The sequence below is a fragment of the Streptomyces huasconensis genome, from assembly GCF_021028635.1.
In the GTDB taxonomy this organism is placed as follows: domain Bacteria; phylum Actinomycetota; class Actinomycetes; order Streptomycetales; family Streptomycetaceae; genus Streptomyces; species Streptomyces huasconensis.
In genome coordinates, this window is record NZ_CP086119.1 from 5,620,021 (window position 1) to 5,638,255 (window position 18,235).

The following is an 18,235-nucleotide window of genomic DNA, read 5'->3' on the forward strand; positions in this document are numbered from 1 at the left end:
GGAAAGTCATGGAGTCCGTGGCTCGTGGCGGAACCAGATGGAAGCGGTTCGCCGTGGTCATGGTGCCGAGCGTCGCGGCGACCGCCGCGATAGGCGTCGCCCTGTCCCAGGGTGCGCTCGCGGCATCGTTCAGTGTGTCCGGTCAGCAGTTCAAGGTGACTGCCGACGAACTCAACGGCAGGGGCTTCGTCCAGTACGGCGCCTTGGACGTGGGCAAGTCGGGCAAGCACCCGGTCGCCGTCGTCGGCCTCGACTCGGCCACGATCACCAACCTGTGCCAGTCGGTGGTCGTCCCGGTCCCGGTCTTCGGCGATGTGACGATGACCCTCCGGGCCGGTCAGCCCGGTAGCCCCAAGGTCATCGCCAAGAACCTCTACATCGACGCCGACGACCTGAGGGCCAACGCGACCTTCCACAAGGTCGACATCGGTGTCTCGGTCGACCAGACCACCAAGGGCCCGGGTCCGGCGGCGAACGACCACTACGTCGGGGACTCGTTCGCCCAGCAGGCGGAGAGGGTGCGCTTCACCAAGGTCAAGCAGCGTGCGTGGGCGACCAGCGCCGGCACCTTCAAGCTCTCCGGCCTCTCGATGAAGGTCGTGAAGGGCACCGACGCGGAGTGCTACAAGGGCGACTGACGCCCCGACAGGCCGTGCGCGGACATATGCGCGTACGCACTCGATGCGATGAACGGACGGGCGCGGGGGCGCGACGGCACATGAGGAGCCGTCCCCGCGCCCGCATCCGCACGACACACAGAACCAACGCCATTCCCGAGGAGCTGTACGAGATGAGCGCCGAAGCGCAAGTGGGACTGGGCGACAAGCTCGGCCGGATGCGCCGATCGTTCCGAGGGTGGCGCGGTCAGCGCCCGTTCTGGGGTGGTCTGCTGACGCTGCTCGGCGGCATCCCGATCATGTACTTCCCGTACGCGAACCTCACGCTCGGCACGATGACGATCCGGATGGCGACCACCACCGGCGCCGGATCGCTGATCATCGGCGTGCTGCTGGTCGTACTCGGCCTGACCATGTGGTTCCAGCCGCACTCCAGGATCTTCGCGGGCGTCGCGGCGATCCTGCTCGCCCTGGTCTCCCTGGTGGTCTCCAACTTCGGCGGCTTCGTCATCGGCTTCCTGCTCGCCCTGCTGGGCGGCGCCCTCGGCGTCTCCTGGGCGCCCGGCAGGCCCCCCAGGGGGCCCGCGAAGGGACGTACGGCCCAGGGAGCAGGTGACCCCGTGGACGACGGGACTCCCGAGCCGGCCACCACGGCGGCCGCGGGTGGGGTGAGCGGCGAGCAGGACGACCTGTCAGGAACGAGCCCGACGAATGGGACGAACGGGAGGCACCGTGCCGGCTGACGAGGTGCACCACGACAGCTCCGCGGGGGAGCCTCGGGCCAGAACCGGGCCGCGCCACGCGGCTCCCAGGAAGCCGCTGCTGACCCGGTTCCACGTGCCCGCGGGCAAGGCGATCGCCCTCGCGGCCATGCCCACCGCGGTCCTCATGGGCATGGGCCTGACCCCGACGCTCGCCCAGGCGAAGCCGGGTGTGCCCGAGAACCCCTTCCAGGACGGGCCGTGCGTCACGGCGCCCGACAAGGACGCGGAGGCGGAGGAGAAGGCCGAGCGGGATGCCGAGGCCGAAGCCGCCGCCGAGAAGAAGGCGCGGGAGGACGCCGCGAAGAAGAACGCGAAGAAGGACGCGGAGAAGAGCGGCGAGAAGAGCGGCGGGAAGGGCGACGCGGATCGGGACGCGAAGGACTCCGACGGGCCGACCGCGCCCTCGTCGCCCCCCGCCGGGGACAAGCCGGACCCCGGCGACAACGCCGATCCGGACCCCACGCCGTCCAAGCCCGCTCCGAAGCCCGAGCCCGAGCCTGAGCCCGAGCCTGAGCCCGCCAAGCCCAGGAACCCCCTGGACCCGCTGGGTCTCGGTGACGCCATCAAGGACGTCTTCACGCCCGACGAGAAGGAGTCCGCCGACCCTGACCCGCGCCCGTCCGCCCCGGAGAGCACCACGTCCCCGAAGGCCCCGGCCAAGGACACCACCGACAAGGTGACTGAGCCGGTCAAGGACGCCGTCGACAAGGCCGGCCAGGAAGACAAGGCCGACCAGGACGACAAGGCCGAGCGGGACGACAAGCCCGGCCAGGATGACAAGCCCGGCCAGGACGACGCTGCCGGTCAGTCGGCGGACGACGCGGCCGGCGAGGGAAGCGGCGACACGGCCGAGGCCGAGGACCCCATGGCGCCGGACGAGAACGGCAAGAAGCCGTTCCCGTGCGTGGTCGAGAAGAAGGTCGACGGCAAGGCCGAGCAGGCCCCCGCCCCGATCCCGAACCAGCCGTGGCACCTGGAAGCCAGCTCGCTCACCCTCAAGGGCGCCGACTACCAGGGCGTCGTGAACCTCACGATGCCCGACGGACGGACCAAGCAGGCCCTGAAGTACGTCGTACAGAAGACCGACATCGGCGACCTGCACCAGATCGTCGAGGGGCCCGCCGGCAAGAAGTACCACGTCGAGGCGGCCAAGGGCTCCACGTCCACCATCCGGGACGGGGAGACCACGATGTACACCGAGCGGATCTCCGGCAAGCTGTTCGGGCTCATCCCGATCACCTTCGACCCCGAGCACCCGCCGCCGCTGAACATCCCGCTGATCTACTTCACGGATGTGACGGTGCAGCAGGCGGGCCAGTTCGGCGGCAACCTCACGATCCCCGGACTGCACCAGTCGATCACCGACTGACCCACACGGTACGAACGCCGAGGGCGCCCCCTGGACCAGGGAGCGCCCTCGGCGTTTCGAAGAACGACCGACGGCTAGTCGCGCTCGCCGCCGCCGAGGTGGTGCACCCGGACCATGTTCGTGGTGCCGGGGACACCGGGGGGCGAGCCCGCGGTGATGACGACGGTGTCGCCGTCGTTGAAGCGGTTGAGCTTGATCAGCTCGGCGTCGACCAGCTCGACCATCGCGTCGGTGTTGTCGACGTGCGGCACGACGTAGGTGTCCACGCCCCAGCTCAGCGTCAGCTGGTTGCGGGTCGACTCGTCGGTGGTGAAGGCCAGGATCGGCTGGGCCGCGCGGTAGCGGGACAGGCGGCGGGCCGTGTCACCGGACTTGGTGAAGGCGACCAGCGCCTTGCCGCCGAGGAAGTCGGCGATCTCGGCCGCGGCGCGGGCCACCGAACCGCCCTGCGTGCGCGGCTTCTTGCCGGGCACGAGCGGCTGGAGGCCCTTGGAGAGCAGCTCCTCCTCGGCCGCCGCGACGATCTTCGACATCGTCTTGACGGTCTCGATCGGGTAGGCGCCGACGCTCGACTCGGCCGACAGCATGACCGCGTCCGCGCCGTCCAGGATCGCGTTGGCGACGTCGGACGCCTCGGCGCGCGTGGGGCGCGAGTTGGTGATCATCGACTCCATCATCTGGGTCGCGACGATCACCGGCTTGGCGTTGCGGCGGCACATCTCCACGAGGCGCTTCTGCACCATCGGGACCTTTTCCAGCGGGTACTCGACGGCCAGGTCGCCACGGGCCACCATCACGGCGTCGAACGCCGCGACGACGCCCTCCATGTTGGCGACGGCCTGCGGCTTCTCCACCTTGGCGATGACGGGGACGCGGCGGCCCTCCTCGTCCATCACCTTGTGGACGTCCTTGACGTCGTTGGCGTCGCGCACGAAGGACAGGGCGACCATGTCGCAGCCCATCTTCAGCGCGAAGCGCAGGTCCTCGATGTCCTTCTCGGAGAGCGCGGGCACGTTCACGGCCGCGCCGGGCAGGTTGATGCCCTTGTGGTCGGAGATGACACCGCCCTCGACGACGATCGTCTTCACGCGCGGGCCGTCCACCTCGACGACGCGCAGCTCGACGTTGCCGTCGTTGATGAGGATCTGGTCGCCCTTGGAGACGTCGCCCGGCAGGCCCTTGTAGGTCGTGCCGCAGATCGACTTGTCGCCGGGCACGTCCTCGGTGGTGATGGTGAACTCGTCACCGCGCACCAGCTCGACGGGGCCCTCGGCGAAGGTCTCCAGACGGATTTTCGGGCCCTGGAGGTCGGCGAGGACGCCGACCGCGCGGCCGGTCTTCGCGGCGGCCGAGCGGACCCGGTCGTACCGGCCCTGGTGCTCGGCTTGCGTGCCGTGGCTGAAGTTGAAGCGGGCCACATTCATGCCGGCTTCGATCAGCGAGACCAGCTGCTCTTCGGAGTCGACGGCGGGGCCCAGCGTGCAGACGATTTTGGAACGGCGCATGGGGCGATCCTATCGGTTTGTTTCGCTACGGAATATTCCGTCTGGTGGAATCTACAAATGGGCGGATGCGCGCTCAGGCGTTGCGGTCGCCGACCAATGCGTACGTCTGAGTGGCGATCTCCAATTCTTCGTCCGTCGGCACCACGGCGACGGCGACGCGCGCGTACTCCGGCGAAATCAGCCGCGCCTCGTCGGAACGCACGGAATTCAGCGCGCCGTCCACCGCGAGCCCCAGCTCCTCCAGGCCCGCCACCGCCGCCTCCCGCACCGGAGCCGCGTTCTCGCCGACGCCGGCCGTGAACACCACGGCGTCGACACGGCCGAGAACGGCGTAATAGGCGCCGATGTACTTCTTCAGCCGGTGGATGTAGATGTCGAAGGCGAGCGCGGCCTCCTGGTCGCCCTCGTCGATCCGGCGCCGGATTTCCCGCATGTCGTTGTCGCCGCAGAGTCCGATCAGACCGCTCTTCTTGTTGAGGAGAATGTCGATCTCGTCGACGGACATTTCGCCGACCCTGGCCAGGTGGAAGATGACCGCGGGGTCCATGTCTCCGGAACGGGTGCCCATCACGAGCCCCTCGAGCGGCGTGAGCCCCATCGACGTGTCGACGCACCGGCCGCCCCGCACGGCGCTCGCCGAGGCGCCGTTGCCCAGGTGCAGCACGATGACGTTCACGTCCTCGGGCGCCTTGCCCAGCAGCTTCGCGGTCTCGCGCGAGACGTACGCGTGCGAGGTGCCGTGGAAGCCGTAGCGCCGCACGCGGTGCTCGTCGGCGGTCCGCACGTCGATCGCGTAGCGCGCCGCGGACTCCGGCATCGTCGTGTGGAACGCGGTGTCGAAGACGGCGACCTGCGGCAGGTCCGGGCGCAGGGCCTGGGCGGTGCGGATGCCGGTGATGTTGGCCGGGTTGTGCAGCGGCGCCACCGGCACCAGCCGCTCGATCTCCTTGAGCACCTCGTCGGTGATCACGGTCGGCGCGGTGAACTTCAGGCCGCCGTGCACCACGCGGTGGCCTATCGCGGCCAGCTCGGGGGAGTCGAGGCCGAGCCCGTCGGCGGCCAGCTCCCCGGCGACGGCCTTGAGCGCCGCCTCGTGGTCGGCGATCGGCTCCTCGCGCTCACGGGACTCGGCGCCGCCGCCGGTCAGCGGGGTGTGCTTGAGCCGCGAGGTCTCCTCGCCGATCCGCTCGACGAGACCGACGGCCAGACGTGAGCTGTCGCGCATGTCGAGCAGCTGGTACTTCACCGACGAGGAGCCGGAGTTGAGGACGAGGACGCGCGTAGCAGACACGGATTCGGGGTGCTTTCTGTGGGGGGAACTACTGGGCGGGCGTCTGGGACTGGATCGCCGTGATGGCGACGGTGTTGACGATGTCCTGGACGAGCGCGCCCCGGGACAGATCGTTGACCGGCTTGCGCAGACCCTGCAGGACCGGACCGACGGCGATCGCGCCGGCCGAGCGCTGCACGGCCTTGTAGGTGTTGTTGCCGGTGTTCAGGTCCGGGAAGATCAGCACGCTGGCCTGGCCCGCGACGTCGGAGCCGGGCAGCTTGGTGGCCGCCACCGACGGCTCCACGGCGGCGTCGTACTGGATCGGACCCTCGATCTTCAGGTCCGGCCGCTGCGCGCGCACCAGCTCGGTCGCCTCGCGCACCTTGTCCACGTCGGCGCCCGAACCGGACGTACCCGTCGAGTACGAGAGCATCGCGATCCGCGGCTCCACCCCGAACTGCGCGGCCGTGGCGGCCGCCTGGACGGCGATGTCGGCGAGCTGCTCGGCGTTGGGGTCCGGGTTCACGGCGCAGTCACCGTAGACCAGGACCTTGTCGGCGAGGCACATGAAGAAGACGGACGAGACGATCGAGGCGTCCGGCTTCGTCTTGATGATCTCGAAGGCGGGGCGGATGGTGGCGGCCGTGGAGTGCACGGAGCCCGACACCATGCCGTCGGCCAGGCCTTCCTGGACCATCAGGGTGCCGAAGTAGTTGACGTCGGCCACCACGTCGTACGCCAGCTCGACGGTGACGCCCTTGTGGGCGCGCAGCTCCGCGTACTTCCCGGCGAAACGATCCCGCAGCTCGGAGGTCTGCGGGTCGATCAGCTCGGAGTCGGCGAGGTCCACGCCGAGGTCGGCGGCCTTCTTGCGGACCTGCTCGACGGGGCCGAGCAGCGTCAGGTCGCACACGCCCCGGCGCAGCAGGACGTCGGCGGCGCGCAGCACGCGTTCCTCGGTGCCCTCCGGCAGTACGACGCGGCGGCGGTCGGCGCGGGCCCGCTCCAGGAGCTTGTGCTCGAACATCATCGGCGTGACGCGGTCGCTGCTCGGCGCCGAGACGCGCGTGAGGAGGCCGGCGGTGTCGACGTACCGCTCGAAGAGGCCGAGGGCGGTCTCCGCCTTGCGGGGCGTCGCGGCGTTCAACTTGCCCTCCAGGGCGAACAGCTCCGCCGCCGTGGGGAAGGAGCCGCCGGAGACCGCGACGACCGGGGTGCCGGGCGCGAGGCGGTCGGCGAGGGTGAGGATCTCCTGGCCGGGCTGTTCGTTCAGGGTCAGCAGGACGCCCGCGATGGGCGGCGTGCCGGCGCTGTGCGCGGCCAGCGAGCCCACCACCAGGTCGGCGCGGTCGCCGGGGGTGACCACCAGGCAGCCCGGCGTCAGGGCGTTCAGGAAGTTCGGCAGCATGGCGCCGCCGAAGACGAAGTCCAGGGCGTCGCGCGCGAGCCCCGAGTCGTCGCCGAGCAGGACGCGGCCGCCCAGCGCGTGGGTGATCTGCGCGACGGTCGGCGCGGAGAGCGCGGGCTCGTCGGGCAGGACGTAACAGGGGACCGGCAGGCTGGCCGCCAGCCGCCGGTGGATCTCGTCGCGGTCGGCGGGGGCCACCCGGTTGGTGACCATGGCGAGGACGTCGCAGCCGAGGCTCTCGTACGCGCGGTGGGCGTTGCGCGTCTCGGCGTGCACCGACTCGGCGGTCTGGTTCTTGCCGCCGACCACGGGGAGCACGGAGGCACCGAACTCGTTGGCGAGGCGGGCGTTGAGCGCCAGCTCGTCGGGGAGCTGCGTGGCGGCGAAGTCGGTGCCGAGGACGAGGACCACCTCGTACTCCCCGGCCACCCGGTGGAAGCGGTCGACGATCCGCGAGACCAGCTCGTCGGTGCCCTGCTCGGCCTGGAGCGCGGACGCCTCGTGGTAGTCCATGCCGTACACGGACGCGGCGTCCTGCGAGAGGCGGTAGCGGGCCCGCAGCAGTTCGAAGAGACGGTCGGGACCGTCGTGGACGAGGGGCCGGAAGACGCCGACCCGGTCGACCTGGCGGGTCAGGAGTTCCATGACTCCCAGCTCGACGACCTGGCGGCCGTCGCCGCGGTCGATCCCGGTCACGTACACGCTGCGCGTCACGCGTGCTCTTCCCTTCCTCGCTGCCCGCTGGCCGCCCGGCGGGGGACGCCGGGTGAGCAGGACAAATTACCCGATATCGCGGCTGTGCCCTCTTGACAATACCTCTGCGGCTGGTTAAGCCGCCCGCCGGACGGAGGGGCCGCCAGGAGGGCCCACCCTGCCCCTGCCCCCGTATCGCCGCCCTATCGCACGGGCGTCCGTCGGACAACCGTGAGCGGCGTCCCCCGTCCGGCCGTGGAACAATCGGACCGGTTCACCAGTGCCGACGGACCGGCTCACAAGCACCAACAGCGAGCAGGAGACACAGCGCGATGCGTATCGGAATTCTCACCGCGGGCGGCGACTGCCCCGGCCTCAACGCCGTGATCCGGTCGGTCGTGCACCGCGCCGTGACGCACTACGGCGACGAGGTCATCGGCTTCGAGGACGGCTACGCGGGCCTGCTCGAGGGGCGCTACCGCGCCCTCGACCTGAACGCGGTCAGCGGCATCCTGGCCCGCGGCGGCACCATCCTCGGCTCCTCCCGCCTGGAGCGCGACCGCTTCCGCGCCGCCTGCCACAACGCCAAGGAACTCATCGAGAAGAGCGGCTTCGACGCGCTCATCCCGATCGGCGGCGAGGGCACCCTGACGGCGGCGGGCATGCTGGCCGACGCGGGCGTGCCGGTCGTCGGCGTCCCGAAGACGATCGACAACGACATCTCCTCCACGGACCGCACCTTCGGTTTCGACACGGCGGTGGGCGTGGCCACGGAGGCGATGGACCGCCTCAAGACGACCGCCGAGTCCCACCAGCGCGTGATGGTCGTGGAGGTCATGGGCCGCCACGCGGGCTGGATCGCCCTGGAGTCCGGCATGGCGGGCGGCGCGCACGGCATCTGCCTGCCCGAGCGGCCGTTCGACCCCGCCGACCTGGTGGCGCTGGTCGAGGAGCGGTTCTCGCGCGGCAAGAAGTTCGCGGTGATCTGCGTCGCCGAGGGCGCGCACCCGCAGGACGGCACGATGAACTACGGCAAGGGCGCGATCGACCAGTTCGGCCACGAGCGCTTCCAGGGCATCGGCACGGCTCTCGCGTACGAGCTGGAGGCTCGCCTCGGCAAGGAGGCCAAGCCGGTCATCCTCGGCCACGTGCAGCGCGGCGGCACCCCCACCGCGTACGACCGTGTCCTCGCGACCCGCTTCGGCTGGCACGCGGTGGAGGCGGTGCACCGCGGGGAGTACGGCAAAATGACGGCGCTGCGGGGCACGGACATCACGATGGTGCCGCTGGCGGAGGCCGTCACGGAGCTGAAGACGGTGCCGAAGGACCGGATGGACGAGGCGGAGTCGGTCTTCTGACGGTTCTCCGGGGGCTCTGCGGGCTCTGCGGTTCTGGAGGCTCCGCCGCGGTGGGTAGCCGGGTGGCCGGGCGGACGGCGGTGCTCAGGCCCGGCCCCTTCCGGCCCCGCCGCGGACCAGTGTCCAGAAGTGCTCCAGAATCCGTTCGAGGAAGTCCCGTCCGGCCTCGCCGGACGCGTCGGAGCCGGCACCGCCGCCCCAGCTCAGGGTCCGCGCCATCCGGGCCTGGTAGTCGTCGTGCATCTGCCGCAGGACGTCCTCGACGTGCCGTTTCTCCACGGGCAGCAGCTTGCTGACGGGCCGCACATACCCCTGCCACCGGGTGGTGACGGCACTGCGCAGCAGCTCGGCGAGCTGCTCCGACCGGCCGGTGACGGTGACGAAGTCGGGCACGGAGAGCCGCAGGACCCGGGCGAGGGCCTCGGACTGCCGCTCGTTCCCGCGCCAGGTGTCGGTCTCCTCCATGCGCAGATACGCCTGGACCTCCACGCCGGACTCCCGGGCGACGTCCTCCGGCGCGAGCCCGCGGGCGACGCGGTGCTCCCGCAGGGTCCGGGCGGCCCCCATCAGCTCCCCGGGCGAACACCAGAGCGTGGCCGCGAGCGCGCTGAGCTCGGCGGAACTGGGCGAGGCGAGCCCGCGCTCCCAGGCGGCGATGGTGTCGGCGGTGATGTACGTGAGCCCGTAACCGGCCCGCATCCCGTATGCGACATGCCCGTGCGCCATCCCGAGCGCCTCGCGCAGGCGCCGGGCGGCGGGGAAGTTGAAGGGGGGTGCGGGCTGGTGCGGGGGCTGGCTCGATCGGCTCGGTTGCACGGGCACACCGTAGGCGCCTGCGGGGGTGGCGACTACGGTGCGTTCCTACGAGGTTGCGGATTGGTGGGAAGGTACGGGGGCGTGGACCACTCCCTTGGCCAGAAGTCGCATACCCGGCGGAGGTGTTCCCGGTGGCGGAGGACCCAGTCGTCTACGAAGACCTCCGCCGTGCGCATGTCCGGCCGCCCCGGATATCTCCCCAGTACCGTGACCCGCACTACCGGTTGATGGACTGGATCTCCTGGACCACCACATCCTGCTCCGCGCCGAACTCGCCGTCCGGGAGAGTCTGTTCGCCGTCGACGCCCGTCCCCGTCCAGCGGATCTTCCAGGTGACCGTCGCCTTCAGCGGGTACGAACCGTCGCCCGAGGACCGCAGGTACTTCACACCGCAGGGCGGGGTCTCCTTGGCCTTGCCCTTCGCGTACGGGGTGCCGATCCTGTCGCCCACGAGGTCGCAGACGCCGGACGCGGGGTAGATCTCGGCGTCGGGGGTGCCGGGGTCGATCTTGAGGGAGACGGGTTCGGCTGTTGCTGTTGCCTCGATCTGCAGGACCGGCACCGAGGCCGTTACTGAGACCGGCTTGAAATCCGCCTTGTCCAGCCAGGCCCAGGTGGGCAGATTGACCTTCGTCGTCCCTGCGGGGGCGAGGGACACCTCCGTGTCGGGGACGCGGATTTCAGCGTAGGCGAGATGCGCGAGGATCTCTGGCGTGACGGCCTCGGGAGCGTCAGCCGGAGGCGGCTCACCCTTGTCCACCCAGAAGTAGGGCTCGTCGCAGTCGAATGCGCCAGGGGCACTTTCCCTGCCCTCGGGGATGAAGCTGTCCCACCAGTAGCCGTCACCGGCCTTCTTCTTGTTGAAGTCCTTGTAGGGCTTTCCGTTCACATAGCGGTCGCGCTGGGTCAGGTCCCATTCGGGGCCGGTGGAGTCGACCGCCCAGATCGGCTCAAGCTTCTTCTGCAACTGGGCAGGTGTGTAGGCGGGGGCGTAATAGCAGGGAGGAGGGGTCCAACTGGTCGCGGGAATCAGGGGACCAGCGTTGCTCCCTTTGCCGTTCTTCGAACGGTCATAGACGATCCCACCCGCGGTGGCCGACAGGGTCTTCTCATCGGCGTCCGCGTCCACCTGCGTCTCGGTGTCACCGCCGCCCGGGTCGATGTCGGCCATGGCCGGTGAACTGCTTACGGCGAGAATGAGACCCGCGATCACGGCCGTGAAGGCCGGGTTCGTCCTTATGGCTGGCACTGAGCCGCCCCCCTTGTGGAGAAGATCTGAGAGGTCTGCCACGTTCCATGGGAATTCTTGATCAGCTGCGTGTTGTAAGCGACGTAGCTGTTCTTCGTGACCGGCGTCTTGTTGACCTTCTCGGTCGACTTCTTCTTCGTGTAGCCCTTGCCCTCGTCCGCGCAGAACGAGAGCGTGGCCGTCTTCTTGTCCTTGAGCGTCACTTGGCGGTCGTAATAGCGGATCTCCCCCGTGAGGCTGAGACCGGCGTCCTTGAATTTCGCGACCCATGTCACGGACGCTTCCAGAGCCTTGCCGGTGTTGTAGTAACCGAGCGCTTCGCTCTTGGGGTCGGTCCCCGTGATCGCGGCGTTCACCGCCCGCATGCGCTCTTCGTTGTCCGCCAGTACGGCCTTCTTCGCCGGGTCACTGGTGCCGGCGGGCTCGAAGGTCATGGTCAGGTCGGACGGCAGCTCGATCTTCGGGCGATCGGCGTCCGCTGTCGCCGTCCCGCTCGGCGGCGGCGACTTCTTCGCCTCCCCCTGCTCCGCTCCGGCGATCTTGTCGTCGTCCCCGGAGGGCTTCTCGTCGCTGCCGCAGGATGTCAGCAGCAGGGCCGCGGTCGCGGTGAGCGTGGCCGTCGCGAGGCGGAGGGGGCGGGTCACTGTCGGCTCCTGGCAGGTGGGGGAGAGGGCGCGGGCTCAGCACGCTAGTGCGAGGCGGGGCCCGATACCAGGGAGTTGTCCCGTCACGAATGGGGCGTGCGGGATGTATCGCCGCGAACGAATGTCACAGTTCTGTGCCCACGGGCGGCGGCCGCCCCCCTTCAGCCCTTCACCGCCCCGCCCAGCGCGAAGCCGCCGCCCAGGCGGCGGGAGACGAGGACGTACAGCAGGATCACCGGCGTCGAGTAGAGGATCGAGAACGCGGCCAGCTGGCCGTAGACCACGGTGCCCTTGTTGCCGAAGAAGTCGTTGATGCTGACCGACGCCGGCATCTGGTCGGGGGTGAGCAGGAGCATGAAGGGGACGAAGAAGTTGCCCCACATCATGACGAAGGAGAAGACCGTCACCACGGCCACGCCCGGGCCCATCAGGGGGAGGACGATCCGCAGCAGGGACTGGAAGGACGACGCGCCGTCCGTCCACGCCGCCTCCTCCAACTCCTTCGGGACGCCGTCCATGAAGTTCTTCATCAGCCAGATGGCGAAGGGCAGTTGGGACGCGGCGAAGAAGAAGATGGTGCCCTGCATCGTGTCGATCAGGTCCACCTGCACGAACAACGCGTAGACCGGGACCATGATCGCGGTGATGGGCAGGCTCGTCGCGAAGAGGATCGTCAGCATGAACGGGCGGTTCAGGCGGGAGCGGTAACGCGACAGGGGATACGCGGCGAGGGCCGCGCACACCACCGTCAGCAGTGTGCCGCCGCCGCACAGGAAGAGGCTGTTGAGGAGGGGGGTGAAGGTGATCTCGGGGGTGAGGACCTTGTCGTAGTTGTCCAGGGTGAGGCTGTCCGGCAGCCGCACCCTGAGGTCCGCCTCCGGGTCGAAGGAGGACAGGACCACCCAGGCCAGCGGCAGTACGAACGCCGCCGCCACGGTCAGGAGGCCGACGTCCGCCGCCAGGCGGTGCCTGGCGCGCCGGGAGCGGAACGTGCGGGGGCGCTTGTCGGCGGGCACTCAGACCTCCGTACGCAGCAGGCGCATGTAGACGAGGGAGAAGAGCGAGCCGACCAGGAGCAGGAGCAGGGCCACGGCCGTGCCGTAGCCGATCATGCTCTTCTGGAAGGCCTGCTCGTACATGAACAGCGGCAGGGTCTGGCTGCGGTTTCCGGGGCCGCCGCGCGTCATCACCCAGATCAGGCCGAAGACGGAGAGGGTCTGGAGGGTGTTGAGCATGAGGTTCGTGCCGATCGAGCGGCGGATCATGGGCAGCGTGATGTGCCACATGCGGCGCCAGCCGCTCGCGCCGTCGACCTGCGCGGCCTCCGTGATCTCCTTGGGGATCTCGTTGAGCGCGGCGGAGTAGACCAGCATCGAGAAGGCCGTGCCGCGCCATACGTTCGCGAACGACACCGCCAGGATGGGGAGCGTGAACAGCCAGTTCTGGGACGGGAGATGGAGGAAGTCCAGGACGGCGTTGAGCGTGCCCTCGCGGCGGAAGAAGGCGTAGAGGAGGAAGCCCGCGACGACCTCCGGCAGCACCCAGGCCGTCACGACGATCGCGCCGGTGAGCGTGCGCACCGGCTTCGACGCGCGCTGCATGAGGGAGGCGAGGGCGAGGCCCAGGGTGTTCTGGCCGATGAGGGAGGAGAGGACGGTGAAGACGAGGGTGAGCCAGACCGCGTTGAGGAACCGCTCGTCGCCGAACGCCTCGCGGAAGTTGTCAAGACCGATGAAGCTGGACTCGGCCTGGCCGGTCAACTGGAGGTCGGTGAAGGCGATGTACGCGCAGTAGCCGATCGGACCCGCGAGGAAGAGCGCGAGGAGGACGACGGCGGGGGAGACGGGCAGCGCCCGGAGCAGTCCGCGCCGGACGCGGGCGGCGGTGCGGGCACGGGGGTCCGGCGACGAGCCGGCCGAACCCGACGACGTCTTGCCGACGCGGCCCGGACCCATGGGAGATGCGGTGGTCACGTGCGGACACTCACTCTCTGGTACCGGGGGGGGCGGGGGTACCGGGTGGCGTGACGGGCGGACGGGGGAGCGTGAGGGGCGACCGGGTGGCATGACGGGTGTACCGGTTCGGCGTGGTGGGCGATCGGGTGGCGTGATGGGTGACCGGGTGGCGTGTGCGGGGGGTGCCGGGCAGCATGACAGGCTCCCCGTGGCGTGACGGACGACCGGGTGGCACGGCGGGCGCACCGGCCCGCGCGAACGAGCTACCGGGCCCCATGACCGGCCCCCATGGCACGGCCGGCCACCGGGCCGCATGGCTGGTGTGCCGGATCAGGTGGCCTGGGCCAGGGGCTACCTCTCCACCACCTCCCCGTCCGTCGCCGACTTAACCTCCTCGTCGTAGCCCTTCGCCGCCTCCGTCACCGAGCTGTCGCCCGTCGTCACCGACTCCATCGCCTCCTGGATCGCGGTGGAGATCTTCGGGTACGCGGGGTACGCGGGCCGGTAGTGCGTCGTGGCGACCAGGTCCGTGAAGAACTTGATGCCGGGCTGCGCCTTCACGTACGTCGGGTCGGCCGCGACGTCCTTCCGGACCGCGATGCCGGAGTTGGCGACGTACCACTTCTTGGCGTTGGCCTTGGTCTGCATCGTCTTGATGAAGGCGAACGCCAGGTCGGGGTTGCTCGCCTTGGACGGGATCGCCCAGGTCCAGCCGCCGGACATGCTCACCTTGCCGGGGGCCTGGCCGTGCTGCGTGGGCATGGCGGCCAGGCCCAGCTTCTGCGGCCACTCGGGCCACTCGTGGCCCGCGCCCTTGCCCCAGTCCTGGGGGAGCCATGAGCCGTCGAGGGCGATGCCCAGCTTGCCCTCGGGCAGCAGTTCGCCGCGTACACGCGTCGCGAAGTTGGGGTCGAGGGCGTCGGAGACGTCGGGGCCGAGCTTCTCGTCGTACACCGTCTCGACGAACTGCAGGGAGTCCTTGAAGCCCTTGCCACCCGTGACCCACTTCTTCGCCTCGGGGTCGTACAAGGGGTCCTTGCCCGTGCCGTACGCGAGCATCTGGAAGCCCTGCATGGCCGCCGCCTCACCCGCCGGTTTGCCCGTGTAGACGTTCAGGGGGGTGACTCCCGGGACCTTCCGCTTGATCGTGCGGGCCGCGTCGAGGACCTCGTCCCAGTTCTTCGGCTGCCAGTCGGCCGGCAGGCCCGCCTTCTTGAAGATCGCCTTGCTGAACCACAGGCCGCGCGTGTCCGTGCCGTCCGGCACGCCGTACGTCTTGCCGTCGGCCGCCTTCGCCGCCGTCTTGGCCGTGTCGATGAACTGGTCCCAGTCCCGCCACTTCTCCAGGTAGGGGTCCAGCGGCTTCAAGTACCCGCTCGTGATGTCGGAGTTGATGAGGAACGTGTCCTCGTACACCAGGTCGGGCGCGGTCTTGGGGGAGCGCAGCATCTGCTGGAGCTTGGTGTAGTACTCGGAGTCCGGCGCCTTGATCGGCACCAGCTCGACCTTCTTGCCGGGGTTCGCCTTCTCGAACTGCTTCTTGATGTCCGCCAGATAGGTGTCCATGACCCTGATCTCGTTGTCCGTGGACTGCTTGAACGAGACCTTCACGGTGTCGGGGTCGTCACCGGAGCCGCCGCCGCACGCGGAGAGGGTGCCGGCGGCCAGCAGGGCGGCGGTGGCGAGGATCAGCGGAGTGGTGGTGGGACGCACGGGCACGACCTCCTGCAACGCGGGCTACCACGCGCGGTTGCGACGCGGGGCTGCCCGGTGAACGTACGGGCGCGCTCGGAGCAAGGTCAATGCCCGTGCCACGGATGGGCGTTGGCGCTCGTCATCCGCGTGACAACGTTGTTATAGGACGTACGGTGACGGCGCCCTCCCCCAGGGCGCTCACTCCGCCGCGGTGAGCCACCGGTAGACCAACTCCGGCCGCCCGACATGGCCGTACTGAGGGCTGCGGGCCGCGCGCGCCGTGTCGACCAGGTGTTCCAGGTAGCGGCGCGCGGTGATGCGGGACAGGCCCGCCGCCTCGGCCGCCGCGGTGGCGGTCAGGCCCTCGGGGGCGGCCCGCAGGGTGCGTATGACGCGCTCCAGGGTGGGGCCGCTGAGGCCCTTCGGCAGCGCGGCCGGGCCCGGGGCGCGCAGCGTGGCGAGCGCGCGGTCCACCTCGTCCTGGCCGGTGGCCTCGCCCTCGGCGGCGGCCGAGCGGAACTCGGCGTAGCGGTTCAGGCGGTCGCGGAGGGTGGCGAAGGTGAACGGCTTCAGGACGTACTGCACGACGCCGAGGGAGACGCCCTCGCGCACCACCGCCAGGTCGCGGGCCGACGTCACGGCGATCACGTCCGTGGGGTGGCCGGTGGCGCGCAGGGTCCGGGCGAGCTGGAGGCCGTGGCCGTCGGGGAGGTGCAGGTCCAGGAGGAGCAGGTCGACGGGGGTGCGGTCCAGGACGCGGCGGGCCTCGGCGGCGGAGTGGGCGGGCTTCGCGATGGCTTCGAAGCCGGGGACGCGGTTTACGTAGAGGACGTGGGCGGCTGCCGAGACGGGGTCGTCTTCGACTACGAGTACGCGGATCATCTGGTGCCGCCTCTTGTGCCCGTGCGGTCACCTTTTGGCAAGCTCTGGGTGCTCCGGGTGGCGCCCTCTTCGTCGGCACTCGGCGCCGTGGGCTGTGCCCACCCGTTCCGCCCTGCGGAACGCCTGCCCACAGCGGGAGCGGCTCCGGCCCCGGCAGCGGAAGCGGCGCCAGCGGCGCCAGCGGCACCGGAGGCGGAAGCGGCACCCGGGACCGTGAAGGTCACCTCGAATTGGGCGCCGCCCTCCTTCGCCTCCCGTAGTGTCAGCACGCCTCCGTTCCGCGTGACCGTCTGGTCGACCAGCGCGAGGCCGAGGCCCCGGCCCGTCGCCGCCTTGGTCGACCAGCCCCGTTCGAAGACCGTCTCGCGCTGCGCGGGGTCGACCCCCGGGCCGGTGTCGCGGACGCGCAGGAGCAGGCCCGCCCCGTCCGCCCGCGCCGTCACCGTGACCCGCGCCGCCGGGGAGCCCTGCGCGGCGTCGACCGCGTTGTCGATGAGGTTGCCGAGGATGGTCACCAGGTCACGGGCGGACAGGCCGGGCGGCAGCATGCCGTCGTCGATGCTGCTGTCGTCCGAGACGACCAGCTCCACGCCGTGCTCGTTGGCCTGTGCCGCCTTGCCGAGCAGCAGGGCCGCGAGGACCGGTTCGCTGACGGCCGCCACCACCTGGTCGGTCAGGGCCTGCGCCAGCTCCAGTTCGGCGGTGGCGAAGTCCACGGCCTCGTCCGCGCGGCCCAGCTCGATCAGCGAGACCACCGTGTGGAGGCGGTTCGCGGCCTCGTGGGCCTGCGAGCGCAGCGCCTGCGTGAAACCGCGCTCGGAGTCCAGCTCGCCGGTCAGCGCCTGGAGTTCGGTGTGGTCGCGCAGGGTGACCACCGTGCCCCTGCGCTCGCCGCCGGTCACCGGCGAGGTGTTGACGACCAGGACCCGGTCGGCGCTCAGGTGCAGTTCGTCCACCCGCGGCTCGGAGGCCAGCAGCGCCCCGGTGAGCGGCGCGGGCAGCCCCAGCTCGGCGACGTTGCGCCCCACGATGTCGCCGTGGACGCCGAGGAGTTCGCGGCCGGCGTCGTTGATCAGCGCGATCCGCCGCTGCCCGTCGAGCATCAGCAGGCCCTCGCGCACCGCGTGCAGCGCCGCCTCGTGGTAGTCGTGCATGCGGCTCAGCTCGGCGGCGTTCATGCCGTGGGTGCTGCGGCGGAGGCGGGCGTTGATGACGTACGTCCCGATGCCGCCGAGGACGAGCGCCGCCGCGGCGACACCGAGCAGCGCGAGGAGCTGACCGCGCGCCTTGGCGGTGATCTCCTCGATGGTGATGCCCGCGCTGACCAGGCCGATGATCCGCCCGTCGTCCGTCCCGTCCGCCCGGATCGGCGTGACCACCCGCACGGACGGGCCGAGCGTGCCGGTGTACGTCTCCGCGAACGTCCTGCCGCGCAGCGCCTGTGCCGTGTGGCCGAGGAAGCGCTCGCCGATGCGCCGCTCGTCGGGGTGCGTCCAGCGGATGCCGCGCGGGTCCATGATCGTGACGAAGTCGACGCCGGTGTGCCGCTGCACCCGGCTCGCGTACGGCTGCAGCTCCCTGGACGGGTCGCCACCGTCGCGTATGGCGTTCCGTACGGAAGGGGAGTCCGCGACCGCGCGGGCCGCCGCGGTCGCCTGGTGGCGGGCGCTCTCCTCCGCCTGGTGCTTGTCGCTCAGGTAGGTGAAGAGCGCGCACCCGGCGACCACGGCCGTCACCAGCACGATCTGCATCGCGAAGAGCTGGCCCGCCAGGCTGCGGGGCAGGCGGCGACGGCGGGGCGGACGGGTGCGGGACATGCTGTCAGTCTGCCTCTTCGGCCCCGGCGGGTGCGGCGGCGGTCGTACCGGCGCGAACTCAATGAACGCAAGGGTGACCGCCCTCACAGGGCGGGAGATAGTCGCCGGGATCGCCCGGGGCGTGAGCCGCACCCACCGCGGGCGCACCGCGCCTCATACGCCACCGGGCGGTACGCGCCACCGGGCAGCA

Annotated in this window: 15 protein-coding genes; 4 read left to right on the forward strand and 11 right to left on the reverse strand. The window is 70.4% G+C overall.

Features of this window, described 5'->3' with window-relative positions; genetic code table 11:
- Positions 1-8 precede the first annotated feature (8 nt).
- The 3 genes from J2N69_RS25720 to J2N69_RS25730 all read left to right on the forward strand — a co-directional run bounded on the left by J2N69_RS25720 (position 9) and on the right by J2N69_RS25730 (position 2,750).
- Positions 9-638, forward strand: a complete 630-nt coding sequence (locus J2N69_RS25720) for a DUF6230 family protein (protein ID WP_230902835.1) — start codon at positions 9-11, stop codon at positions 636-638.
- 152 nt (positions 639-790) lie between these two features.
- Complete coding sequence (locus J2N69_RS25725; protein WP_230902836.1) at positions 791-1,360, forward strand: DUF6114 domain-containing protein; 570 nt, start codon at positions 791-793, stop codon at positions 1,358-1,360.
- Complete coding sequence (locus J2N69_RS25730; RefSeq protein ID WP_230902837.1) at positions 1,350-2,750, forward strand: MSCRAMM family adhesin; 1,401 nt, start codon at positions 1,350-1,352, stop codon at positions 2,748-2,750. Before J2N69_RS25725 ends, J2N69_RS25730 begins: the two co-directional genes overlap by 11 nt.
- A gap of 74 nt (positions 2,751-2,824) precedes the next feature.
- On the opposite strand, the gene pyk is transcribed toward J2N69_RS25730, so the two are convergent.
- From pyk to pta, 3 genes are all read right to left on the reverse strand, one after another.
- Entirely contained in the window at positions 2,825-4,255 is a 1,431-nt protein-coding gene (gene pyk, locus J2N69_RS25735) for a pyruvate kinase (RefSeq protein ID WP_230902838.1), read from the reverse strand.
- A gap of 73 nt (positions 4,256-4,328) precedes the next feature.
- Complete coding sequence (locus J2N69_RS25740; protein WP_230902839.1) at positions 4,329-5,546, reverse strand: acetate kinase; 1,218 nt, start codon at positions 5,544-5,546, stop codon at positions 4,329-4,331.
- Positions 5,547-5,574: 28 nt separating this feature from the next.
- On the reverse strand, positions 5,575-7,650 hold the full coding sequence (gene pta / locus J2N69_RS25745; protein ID WP_230902840.1) for a phosphate acetyltransferase: 2,076 nt from the start codon (positions 7,648-7,650) through the stop codon (positions 5,575-5,577).
- A gap of 311 nt (positions 7,651-7,961) precedes the next feature.
- On the opposite strand from pta, the gene J2N69_RS25750 reads away from it, so the two are divergent.
- Positions 7,962-8,987, forward strand: a complete 1,026-nt coding sequence (locus J2N69_RS25750) for a 6-phosphofructokinase (RefSeq protein WP_127912365.1) — start codon at positions 7,962-7,964, stop codon at positions 8,985-8,987.
- An 84-nt stretch (positions 8,988-9,071) separates the two neighbouring features.
- Here the strand turns inward: J2N69_RS25750 and J2N69_RS25755 are convergent, their stop codons facing one another.
- The 8 genes from J2N69_RS25755 to J2N69_RS25790 all read right to left on the reverse strand — a co-directional run bounded on the left by J2N69_RS25755 (position 9,072) and on the right by J2N69_RS25790 (position 18,045).
- On the reverse strand, positions 9,072-9,713 hold the full coding sequence (locus J2N69_RS25755; protein WP_408056914.1) for an XRE family transcriptional regulator: 642 nt from the start codon (positions 9,711-9,713) through the stop codon (positions 9,072-9,074).
- Between the two features lie 307 nt (positions 9,714-10,020).
- Positions 10,021-11,052, reverse strand: coding sequence for a hypothetical protein (locus tag J2N69_RS25760; RefSeq protein WP_408056797.1), 1,032 nt, complete (start codon positions 11,050-11,052; stop codon positions 10,021-10,023).
- Positions 11,040-11,696, reverse strand: a complete 657-nt coding sequence (locus J2N69_RS25765) for a hypothetical protein (protein WP_230902842.1) — start codon at positions 11,694-11,696, stop codon at positions 11,040-11,042. The genes J2N69_RS25760 and J2N69_RS25765 overlap by 13 nt, the downstream gene beginning before the upstream one ends.
- A 161-nt stretch (positions 11,697-11,857) precedes the next feature.
- On the reverse strand, positions 11,858-12,712 hold the full coding sequence (locus J2N69_RS25770) for a carbohydrate ABC transporter permease (protein ID WP_230902843.1): 855 nt from the start codon (positions 12,710-12,712) through the stop codon (positions 11,858-11,860).
- Positions 12,713-13,669, reverse strand: a complete 957-nt coding sequence (locus J2N69_RS25775) for a carbohydrate ABC transporter permease (protein WP_230902844.1) — start codon at positions 13,667-13,669, stop codon at positions 12,713-12,715.
- 333 nt (positions 13,670-14,002) lie between these two features.
- Positions 14,003-15,370: an extracellular solute-binding protein gene (locus tag J2N69_RS25780; protein WP_230902845.1), complete on the reverse strand. Its 1,368-nt coding sequence runs from the start codon at positions 15,368-15,370 to the stop codon at positions 14,003-14,005.
- Positions 15,371-15,544: 174 nt separating this feature from the next.
- On the reverse strand, positions 15,545-16,228 hold the full coding sequence (locus J2N69_RS25785; protein ID WP_230902846.1) for a response regulator: 684 nt from the start codon (positions 16,226-16,228) through the stop codon (positions 15,545-15,547).
- The gene (locus J2N69_RS25790) at positions 16,225-18,045 is read right to left on the reverse strand and encodes a sensor histidine kinase (protein WP_230902847.1); all 1,821 of its coding nucleotides are present in this window, start codon (positions 18,043-18,045) and stop codon (positions 16,225-16,227) included. The genes J2N69_RS25785 and J2N69_RS25790 overlap by 4 nt, the downstream gene beginning before the upstream one ends.
- Between the last annotated feature and the right edge of the window lie 190 nt (positions 18,046-18,235).

Bases quoted from the DNA above. Each gene is read 5' to 3' on its own strand.
- J2N69_RS25720 (WP_230902835.1), top strand. From the start codon at position 9: ATGGAGTCCGTGGCTCGTGGCGGAACCAGATGGAAGCGGTTCGCCGTG.
- J2N69_RS25725 (WP_230902836.1), top strand. From the start codon at position 791: ATGAGCGCCGAAGCGCAAGTGGGACTGGGCGACAAGCTCGGCCGGATG.
- pyk (WP_230902838.1), bottom strand. From the start codon at position 4,255: ATGCGCCGTTCCAAAATCGTCTGCACGCTGGGCCCCGCCGTCGACTCC.
- J2N69_RS25750 (WP_127912365.1), top strand. From the start codon at position 7,962: ATGCGTATCGGAATTCTCACCGCGGGCGGCGACTGCCCCGGCCTCAAC.
- J2N69_RS25755 (WP_408056914.1), bottom strand. From the start codon at position 9,713: ATGGCGCACGGGCATGTCGCATACGGGATGCGGGCCGGTTACGGGCTC.
- J2N69_RS25785 (WP_230902846.1), bottom strand. From the start codon at position 16,228: ATGATCCGCGTACTCGTAGTCGAAGACGACCCCGTCTCGGCAGCCGCC.
- J2N69_RS25790 (WP_230902847.1), bottom strand. From the start codon at position 18,045: ATGTCCCGCACCCGTCCGCCCCGCCGTCGCCGCCTGCCCCGCAGCCTG.